General features: G+C 66.8%; 7 protein-coding genes. 3 read left to right on the plus strand and 4 right to left on the minus strand.

What is annotated here, in order from left to right:
* Positions 1–25 precede the first annotated feature (25 nt).
* On the plus strand, positions 26–1039 hold the full coding sequence (gene galE / locus QOZ99_RS11645) for a UDP-glucose 4-epimerase GalE (RefSeq protein WP_306890124.1): 1014 nt from the start codon (positions 26–28) through the stop codon (positions 1037–1039).
* 65 nt (positions 1040–1104) lie between these two features.
* Here galE and QOZ99_RS11650 read toward each other — a convergent pair whose 3' ends face one another.
* The 4 genes from QOZ99_RS11650 to QOZ99_RS11665 form a co-directional block, all read right to left on the minus strand.
* Positions 1105–2571: a lipopolysaccharide biosynthesis protein gene (locus tag QOZ99_RS11650; RefSeq protein ID WP_306890125.1), complete on the minus strand. Its 1467-nt coding sequence runs from the start codon at positions 2569–2571 to the stop codon at positions 1105–1107.
* Positions 2572–2868: 297 nt separating this feature from the next.
* Positions 2869–4620 carry a thiamine pyrophosphate-binding protein gene (locus QOZ99_RS11655; protein WP_306890126.1) on the minus strand — a complete coding sequence of 584 codons (1752 nt, stop codon included), beginning with the start codon at positions 4618–4620 and terminating at the stop codon, positions 2869–2871.
* A gap of 15 nt (positions 4621–4635) precedes the next feature.
* Positions 4636–5700: an NAD-dependent epimerase/dehydratase family protein gene (locus QOZ99_RS11660; protein ID WP_306890127.1), complete on the minus strand. Its 1065-nt coding sequence runs from the start codon at positions 5698–5700 to the stop codon at positions 4636–4638.
* A gap of 205 nt (positions 5701–5905) precedes the next feature.
* The gene (locus tag QOZ99_RS11665) at positions 5906–7234 is read right to left on the minus strand and encodes a UDP-glucose dehydrogenase family protein (RefSeq protein WP_306890128.1); all 1329 of its coding nucleotides are present in this window, start codon (positions 7232–7234) and stop codon (positions 5906–5908) included.
* Between the two features lie 446 nt (positions 7235–7680).
* Between QOZ99_RS11665 and QOZ99_RS11670 the strand changes: the two genes are divergently transcribed.
* Positions 7681–8754, plus strand: a complete 1074-nt coding sequence (locus QOZ99_RS11670) for an ABC transporter substrate-binding protein (protein ID WP_306890129.1) — start codon at positions 7681–7683, stop codon at positions 8752–8754.
* Between the two features lie 62 nt (positions 8755–8816).
* Complete coding sequence (locus tag QOZ99_RS11675; RefSeq protein ID WP_306890130.1) at positions 8817–10028, plus strand: YncE family protein; 1212 nt, start codon at positions 8817–8819, stop codon at positions 10026–10028.
* The last annotated feature ends 4 nt before the right edge of the window (positions 10029–10032 follow it).

Genomic DNA, 10032 nt, shown 5'->3' on the forward strand with positions numbered 1-10032 from the left:
CCCTGGGTCAGCGGGAGCGGGGTGCATGGAACGGACGGGTCGCAATGTGCTGGTCACCGGGGGCGCCGGCTATATCGGGTCCCATGCCTGCAAGACGCTGGCGGCGGCCGGCTATGTGCCGGTGACATTCGACAGCCTTGTCACGGGGTGGCAGGAGGCCGTGCGCTTCGGCCCGTTCGAGCCGGGTGACCTGTCGGACCGCGCACGGCTCGACGAGGTGTTCGCCCGCTGGCAGCCCGTGGCGGTCATGCATTTCGCCGCGCTCAGCCAGGTGGGCGAATCCATGAGCCAGCCCGGGCGCTACTGGCGGGCCAACGTGCTGGGCACGCTCAACCTGATCGAGGCGGCGGTGGCGGCGGGCTGCCGCGATATCGTCTTCTCCTCGACCTGCGCCACCTATGGCGACCATGACGGGCTGCTGCTGGATGAGGATACGCCGCAGCGCCCGCTCAACGCCTATGGCGCCTCCAAGCGCGCCATCGAGGACATGCTGCGCGATTTCGGGGCGTCGCACGGCGTGAACGCGGTGATCTTCCGTTATTTCAACGTAGCGGGCGCGGACCCGGACGGTGAGATCGGCGAGTGGCACCGGCCGGAAACCCATCTCATCCCGATCATCCTCGAGGTGGCCACCGGCCAGCGCGCCGCCCTCACCATCTTCGGCGAGGACTACGCCACGCCGGACGGCACCTGCATACGCGACTACATCCATGTCAGCGACCTCGTGGATGCCCATGTGCTCGGCCTTCGCTGGCTGGAGGATGGCCGGGGCAGCCGCGTCTTCTGTCTTGGCAGCGGGCATGGGTTCTCGGTGCGCGAGGTTGTCGAGGAAGCGCGACGGGTGACCGGGCACGCAATCCCGGTGGCGGCCGCCCCGCGGCGGGCCGGCGATGCGGCGCGGCTGGTCTGCGGCAGCCGGCGCGCGGTGGAGGAACTCGGCTGGCAGCCCCAGCGCACCGATCTCGCCTCGATGATCGCCGACGCCTGGCGCAGCCCTCGCGGCGTCGAGGAATTCCGCCTCCGCCTGCCAGCGGGCTGAGCGGGAGCGACAGCCGTCGAAGAGAGGCAGGGGCGCGGGACGCGCGCCTCAAGCCCTGCCCCGCTTCAGGCCCTGCCACGCCGCTGGATCATGCCGAACAGGAAACGCTCGGCGCCATCCGGCCGTCCGGCGAGCCACCACAGCCCCAGATGCGTCGCGACATAGACCAGCATGCCGGCGGCGATGATCAGCCCGAGCTCCACCACCTGCGCCAGGCTGCCCGTCATTGGCGGCAGGCCGAGCTTGAGCGCCAGCACGGCGCCCGCCATGATGCACGCGCTGGTGAGGCTGCGCCACGCATTGACGATCTGCTGCAGCACGGAGAGGCGCAGGAAGCGGCGCCCGAGCATCAGCGTCATCAGGATGATCGCGAAACCGCTGACGGTTCGGGCGATGATCGCCCCCAGGAAGCCGTAATACCACGCGCCCGCCAACGTCACCGGCAGCCGCATGATGAGGTTTGCCACCTCGCGCACCACCAGCACGCGCGGCTGGGCGAGCGCCATGGCGAGCGAGAGCATCGGCAGGTAGAGCACCTGCAGCGCCGCCACCGGCGCCATCCACACGACAGCGGAAATGGCGGCATCCCAGTTCGGCCCGAGCAGCAGCGGCATCAGCCGGTCGGCGACCGCCGACATTCCGAAGCCGAAGGGCAGCACCGCCATGACCAGCAATTGCTGGCCCTTGAGATAGGCCGCGCGCATGCGTTCCGCGTCGCCATGCAGGCGCGAGAAGCCGCCGAACATGGTCTGCATGATGGGTGTGGCGAAGGCATAGGTCGTCATCGAGGAGATGTCGCTGCCGACCGTGTATTGCCCGAGCTGGGCCTTGCCCAGGATATAGCCGACGAGAAAGCGGTCGGACTGCAGGTTCACCGTCGAGACGATCCGCGAGGTGGTCATCCACCCGGCGAAACGCAGGATGCTGCGGGCGCCCTCCAGCCGCAGCCGGGGGCGATAGGGTGCGATGCGGTAGCTGTAGCAGGTGGAAATCACCTGCGCCACGAACTGGTTGGCGATCAGCGCCCAGTAGGAGCCCGTGCCGTAGGCGAGAGCGATCGCGATAACCAGCCCGCCCAGGCGCCCCATGATCTGCAACTGCGCGGTGGGGCGGTATTCCAGCCGGTGCAGGAAATGCACCATGGCCGGGCTCGCCAGGCTGTTGACGAACGGGATGAGCGACATGGCGCCGAGCAGCAGCGCGAGCCGATGGTCGTTGTAGAGCGCCGCAATCGGAAAGGCGCAGGCCAGGATGACGAACATCACCAGCAGGCCGCGCAGCAGGTTGAGGGTGAAGGCGGTGTCGACGTCCTCCGGCTCGATGACCTTGCGCTGGACCAGCACGTCGCCGACGCTCAGCTCCGTCACCGCCCCGACGATCAGCAGCACCGAGGCGGCCAGCGCCACGAGGCCGAAATCGGCCGGCGTCAGCAGGCGCGCCATGATCACCAGCGAGATCACGTCGACGAATTTGACGACCAGTTGCAGGGCGGTCAGAAGCGCTGCGCCGAGGGCAACCTTATGTCCGATCATGCTCGTGCTCTTTTTCGTCCGCGCCAATGAGGGCGAACGGCGCCGCGCGCGCCGGCCCGATCCCGACGCGCCGGCGCCGGCGCCGGTGCCGCGGGTTGCGGGTCAGACATGACGGGGCAGGAAGGCGGGAACGCCCTGCGCGGCGCAGCGGGCACGCGGCAGGCCCATAACCGCGCCCATAACCGCGCCCAAACCGGCCGGCCAGCGACACGCATGCGTCGCCTTGCACTGCGAAAAGACAGAGGTAGATGTCATCGGGGAAATCCAGAAGCAAAAGGATAGGGAGACAGTCGAGATTTATCGTCCCATCAGCTTCTTGACCATGTTGACGCCGTCAGTTCCAAGCATGTCCTTGGCCAGCTGCTTGACGCCATGCTTGACGGCGTCGGCCGTGGGCCGCTTGTCGATATTCTTGATGGCCTTCAGCGCATCGCTTTCGAGATCGCCATCGGTGAACACCTCGAACAGCAGTGGCTTTGCCGACGCGCCGGGCGAGAGGAACCGCTCATGCACCGCCTCGAACCCCTCCTTGCTCTCCGCGGACAGGTAGTCGAAGCCGAGATTCTGCGCGTAATTCTTCACGAGACTGCGCGACTGCGTGCCGAAATGGCCGGACGCGGCCACGAAAACATTGGCGTCGTCGCCGAGCGCCGAGCCCGGATGGGCATATTGCGTGAACTCGGTACCCTTGCCGTTATTGACCAGCAGGATGCGGATGTTCGGCCCGACATGGCGGTTGCCGAGCGCGTTCATGTCGTAAAAGAAGGCGAGATCGCCGGTCACCAGGAAATACAGCTTGTCCTTGTTGGCAAGCGAGGCCCCGACAAGGGCGGAGAGGCAGCCATCAATGCCGAAGCCGCCGACATTGCAAGCAGAAGTGACATGCGGCGGCAGGTCGAAGTAATTCCAGGTCCGCAGGCTGTTCAGAATGCCGAAATGGATCGTCGCGCTCTCCGGGAGGCGATGCGCCATACGCGACGCCAGCCACGCATTCGAGAAGGGCAGTTCCGGGAGATTGGCCCGCACCTGCTGCAGCTTTTCGCGGCAGGTGGCAAGATAGCTGTTTTCGGTGGCGGAACCCGTCTCGGCGTAATGTGCGAAGAACGAGATTTCCGGCATCTCGAAGACATAGCGCAGCTTGCGGAAGGTGTCGCGGATCTCGCCATCCGGGTTCACGCGCCAGACCTGCTTGCCCGAGGCTTTCAGCGTGTCGTAGTCGCCGCTGATTTCGCCGATATGGATCATGATATCGGCTGCGGTCTCCGCCGGATCGAACGAGTCCTGGCCGGCAGCGAGGGCGAAGTGGATGCCATGCGTGCCGCGATAGCCGCTGGTGTGGTCGCACAGCACCACCGCGTTGTTGGCGGCGCAGAAACGCTCCAGCGCGTCGGCCTCCGCCGGTGACCAGGTCGCGTGCGCGCCGACGAACACCGCCACCTTGCCCGAGAGCGGGGGAAACACGTCGGCGGGCGTGATGCGGTCGATCACCCGGCAGGCGGGCAGGGTCTTCACGTCATACGAACGGCTGTAAGTTGTTGGCAGGTTGATGTGCACCGGCCCGCCGCCGTGGCGCTTGAGCGCCAGGATGGCCTGGTTGACCTTCATCTCGCAGTCCCAGAGGTCGTCGGCATCCTTCACGACCGGCAACTGGACGCTCAGCTTGGCGATGTCGTTCGGGATGGAACTGCGATCGATCACCTGCGCGACATGATGCCCGACCTTGGCCTGGATCTGGGTCGAGGTGATCGCGAGCACCGGAAGCTTGCGATAATAGGCCTCGGTCAGCCCGGGCCCATAGTTTCGCGACGCCGTGGCGCCGGTGCAGCTCAGCACGACCGGCTCGCCCAGTTCGGCCGCCAGCCCGCAGGCCATGTAGGCCGCCGAGCGCTCGTCGACGCAGGAATAGATGGTGAAGAACGGGTCGCTCTGGATGCTCGCCACAAAGGCTATATTGGTGGCGCCCGGGGAGGCGATGACATGCCTTATGCCACTATTCTTCAGGAGATAGATAATGACCTGAACGTTCTTCTCGGTTGTGTAATGCCGCATATTCACCTCCCGCTACTAGTTCCCGGCGCTCACATATCGGCAAACCGAATATTTTACTGCATTTTTTATGCCAAACACTTCGCCAAGGCTTATGCGCTCACGCGTGAAACGGTCCTTGACCCCTTCGCGCCGCCAGTCGATAGCCAGGAAGCGAGGGCTCTTCAGGAATGCCGTCAGGCAGTCGCGCAGGCCCTCGCGCGGCGTCACGAAATCACCGCTGTCGATGAGCGTGTCGATCTTGGCCGTGTCGAAAACCCGGTTGTAGAGCCGGTCATACCGCACCTGGGCCGGTGCCGGCGACCAGGCGAGCGTGTCCGGCAGATTCTGCAGCACGACCTTCGGCTTGCGGCCGAGATGGGCCTCCAGCACCTCGACATAGAGGTCCAGCACGTCGCTCCAGAGGATCGCCTCGCGCCCTGCCATGTTGAAGGCCTGCCCCTGCGCCTTCGGGTTGCCGATGGTCGCGGCCATGGCGCGGGCCACGTCCAGCCCATAGGCCAGCGTCGACTGGCGCGCGCAGATGTCCTTGGAGAACAGGATGGTCCGCCCGTGGAGCGCCCGATAGAGCCAGTGCTCTTTTTCGAGATGGCCAAGCTGCAACCGCTCCTCGCCATAGGTGATGTAGGGGCGGATGATCGTCCAGTTCCGGCGGCCGGAATCCATCAGCCGGTTTTCCTGGCGCGCCTTGGTCAGGGCGTATTCGTCCGTGGCCAGGTAGTCCTTGTCCGTCGAGACATCGAGAAGGCGCGGCGAATCCTCGGTGATCGGGCGGTCCGAGCCGGCGAATACCCGCGCCGAACTCAGGAACACGTATTGCGCGGTCGAGGACAGGAAACGGTCCGCCTGCGCGGAAAAGCTCTGCGTCGTGTAGACCATGAAGTCGACGACGCAATCCCATCGCTCTTTCAGCAACTCCCCGACGAAAGCGGGATCCTGCGCATCCCCCCTTATGTAGCGCACCCGGCCCTTGCTGCCTTCGCGGCTGCGCGAGGTGACGGCGATGTCGAATCCCCGGTCGTCAAGCAGCTTGACGAGGTGATTGCCCATAGCCCCCGTGCCGCCGAGAATCAGGACGCGCATGAATCCACCCAGAGAAGGTCGAGAAACCGGAGGCTCGGACGAGCGATCGATTCGGATTTTTAGAGCATGGCGCGCTGGCGCGCCAGCACGGCAAACCGCGGAGCCTCATCCGGGGACGCGTCGTTCCCGCTCGCATCCCCCCGGCGCGGCGTGAATCCGCGATCGCCGTCGCGCTTTCACGCGCGGGGAGCCATCGTCCCGGACCTCACGGCGCGGCGGGCGGCAGGTGGCCGCGGCCGATGCCGACATATTTGAAGCCGCGGCTGATCAGGTCGCCCGGCGGGTAGATGTTGCGCAGGTCGACCACGATCGGGCTCTTGAGCAATTGCTTCAGCCGGTCGAGATCGAGCGCACGGAAAGCATCCCACTCGGTGACGATGACGAGCCCGTCCGCGCCCTCCGCGCATTCATAGGGGCCGCTGGCATACTCGACGCTGTCGGGCAGCACCTTGCGCGCTTCCGCCATGCCGACCGGATCGAAGGCGCGCACCTTCACGCCGCGGTCGAGCAGCGACTGCACGATGTTGATCGCCGGGCTGTCGCGCATGTCGTCGGTATTGGGCTTGAAGGTGAGGCCGAGCACCGCCACGGTCGCGCCGCGCGGGGGCACGTCGAGCGCGTCCAGCACGCGCCGGCCCATGGCGGCCTTGCGGCTCTCGTTCACCGTCGTCACCGTCTCGATGAGGCGGGTGGGCGCGCCCGCCTCCTGCGCGGTGCGCATCAGCGCCAGCGTATCCTTGGGAAAGCAGGAGCCGCCATAACCGGGGCCGGCATGCAGGAATTTCGACCCGATGCGCCCGTCGAGGCCGATGCCGCGCGCCACTTCCTGCACGTTGCCGCCGACCTTCTCGCACAGGTCGGCCATTTCGTTGATGAAGGTGATCTTCATCGCCAGGAAGGCGTTGGCGGCATATTTGATCAGTTCGGCGGTGTTGCGCTCGGTGAACAGGATCGGCGCGGCGTTGAGCGAGAGCGGGCGGTAGAGCGCGGCCATCACCTCGCGGGCGCGCGGGTCGTCGGTGCCGATCACCACGCGGTCGGGTCGCTTGAAATCCTCGATCGCCGCGCCTTCGCGCAGGAATTCGGGATTGGACACGACGGCGATGTCGGCCTCGGGCGCCGCCTCTGCGATGATGTGCTCAAGGTCGGCCCCCGTGCCCACGGGCACGGTCGACTTGGTGACGACCACGGTGAAGCCTTCCGCCGTGCGGGCGATCTCGCGCGCGGCGGCGTGCACATAGGACAGGTCGGCATGGCCGTCGCCGCGCCGCGAGGGGGTGCCCACCGCGATGAACACCACATCCGCGCCGCGCACCGCCTGGGTCAGGTCGGTATCGAACTGGAGCCGCCCGGCGGCGACGTTGCGGCGCACCAGATCGTCGAGCCCGGGCTCGAAGATGGGGATCTCACCCTGCTTGAGGCGCTCGATCTTCGAGGCGTCCTTGTCGATGCAGGTCACTTCATGTCCGAAATCGGAGAAGCAGGTGCCGGAGACGAGGCCGACATAGCCGGTTCCGATCATGGCAACGCGCATTGCGGAAAACTCTCATTCTGGAAACCGGCCGCGTGCGGCGCGACCGGGGGAGGGGCGTCCCCTTCTAGCCGGTTCGCCGGACGTCCCGCGAGGGCCCGGAGTTGTGCACAGGGCGACATTCGACATCATGGCAGATCTGTACGTCGGTTTTACGGCGCTACCATCGCCGGGAGTTGCGCGCCGCAGGGCGAGGATGCGCGTGCGTGATGTGCGGTAGATCGAAGTAAAGGGTAGCGTGACCGAAAATCAAATACACATTAGACTAATTAAAAACAAGCAATTACAAATTGTTTAGTTGACAGTCCGTGCTGCTCGTCGGAAGAGCGACAGCAACCTTCCCGTCGGTCCGGCTTCTTCTCATGTCTTTCGATTTTTCCGCGCGCAGATCTTCGTTCGCTGCTCGCCTCGGGGGCCGCTTCGCGGGACATCTCGGGCGATGGCTCGGCGTGCTCGTTCTCGGCCTCGTCGTGCTGGCTTCCCCCGCCGTCGCGGATATCGCGCTGAAGGACGTGACCGGGCGGGAACGGCGTCTGGCCGCGCCGGCGCAGCGGTTGCTGATCGATGACGGGCGCTTTCTGATGGCCCTGGCGCTGATCCATCCCGATCCGGTGAGCGTGGTGGCCGCCTGGCCGCGCGACATCAACCGCATCGGCGCGGCGACCTTCGCGGCCTACCAGGCGAAGTTCCCCGCCATTGACAGCCTCGCCAAGGTGGCGAGTTCGGCCGGCGCGCTCTCGGTCGAGCAGGTGGTGGCGGCGCGGCCGGATCTCGCGGTGTTCTCGCTGGGCTCGCAGCCCTCGGACGAGGAGCGCGCCCGCATCGAGGCGGCTGGCATCCCCGTTGTCGTGATCGACTTCTTCGTCCATCCGCTCGCCAATACCGAGCCGAGCCTGCGCCTTCTCGGCGCGGCGACGGGACGGACGGCGCAGGCCGAGGCGTTCCTCGCCTTCCGCCGCAACCATCTCGATGCCGTGCGCGACACCCTGGCCGGGCTCACGGCGACGGAGCGTCCGCGCGTCTTCCTCGAGCCGCACGCCGCCATGACGGCCGATTGCTGCAACTCGCCCGGCAGGGGCAATGTCGGCGAGATCATCGAGGCGGCGGGCGGCGCCAATATCGGCGCGGCGGTCATTCCGCGGGCCTTCGGCAAGCTCAACCTCGAATATGTCATCGCCCAGGACCCGCAGGTCTATATCGCCACCGGCGGCAGTCACATGGAGGGCACGGCCGGGCTGCTGATCGGGCCGGAATACAGTCCCGCCCGCGCCCGCGAGACGTTGCAGCGGGTGATTTCGCGCCCCGGTTTCGCCGGGCTCGCCGCGGTGCGCGACGGGCGGGTGCACGGACTCAGCCACCAGCTGCTCAATTCCCCGCTCGACCTCTTCACCGTCGAGATCCTCGCCAAATGGATCCACCCCGAGCGCTTCAAGGGGCTCGATGTCGGCGAGACGGTCGCACAGGTGAACCAGCGCTTCCTCGCGGTTCCCATCCAGGGGCCGAACTGGATCGATCTTCCCTGATGCGCGCCGGCCGCCGGGGCCGCCGCGCATCTCCTCCCCGCTTCCCTCAACGGAGAAACGTCATGTCGACCGCCTCTTACGCCCGGTCCCGCCTCGGGTTCATGCGATCCGCCGCGCTGGCCGTGCTCGCCCTCGCCGCCTGCGGCAGCGCCGCCTCTGCCGATCCGGAATTCGTGAGGTCGGCCAAGCCGGGCGAGGGGCTGTACGAGATCGTCTACAGCGCGCCGCTCGGCCGCGTCTATGTCGCCGCGGCAGGCACGCGCGGGGCCAAGGAGACCTTCGTGCTGGCGCTGGACCCGGTGACGCTGGAGACCCGCGAGACGATCGCGCTGGGCGACGACCCGGTGTTCGGCCTCGGCATCAACAACAAGACCAAGACGCTCTATGGCACGCAGACCCGCGACGGCGCGCTCGCGGTGATCGATCTTGCGACCGGCAAGGTGGTGGCCAAGATCGCCAAGGGCGAGAAGGCGCATGTGCGCGAGGTCGCGGTCGACGAGGCCAATAACCGCGCCTATGTGACCATTACCGGCCGCCGCGACACGCCGTCCTCGGTATGGGTGGTGGACGGCGCCCGCAACGAGGTGGTCGACACGATCGACAACCTGCCCGGCAGCGTCACCGGCATCGCGTTCGACGCCAAGGGCAACCGCCTGTTCCTCTCGGCCATGGAGGGCAACCAGGTTCATGTGGTGGACCTCGCGACCAAGCAGGTGAAGAGTTTCCCCTCGGGCGGCGAGGGCGCCATCAACCTTGCCTATGATCCGTCCGGCGACCGGATCTTCGTCGCTCACCAGGGCAGCGGCGAAGTGGTCGCGCTCGACGCCAGGGACGGCACGATCGTCAAGGAGATCCCGACCGGCGGCGGGGCGCTCAGCGTCGCCATCGATGCCGGCCGCTCCATCCTCTACGTGGCCAACCGCACCGGCGGCTATGTCACGCTGGTCGACACCAAGACGCTGGAGCCGATCGCCAATGTCGTCACCGGCTCGGCGCCGCAGACGGTGGCGGTCGATGCGGCGAGCGGCAATGTCTATGTCACCAACAAGCTGAAGGCCGTCGCCCGGCCGCGTCCGCCGGCACCGCCCGCCGGCGCCACACCCGCACCGCAGCCGACTTCGGCGCCCGTTGCAGCACCCGCAGGCTCCCCGCCCGCAGCCGCTCCTGTGGCAGGCGCTCCTGCTGCCGGCGCTCCCGCGTCGGGGGAGGCGCGCGCCCGCCCGGTGCCGCTGGTCGATCCGTTCGGCGACACGGTCGCGCTGATCAAGCCCTGAGCGC

The organism is Ancylobacter amanitiformis, from assembly GCF_030814815.1.
Classification (GTDB): domain Bacteria; phylum Pseudomonadota; class Alphaproteobacteria; order Rhizobiales; family Xanthobacteraceae; genus Ancylobacter; species Ancylobacter amanitiformis.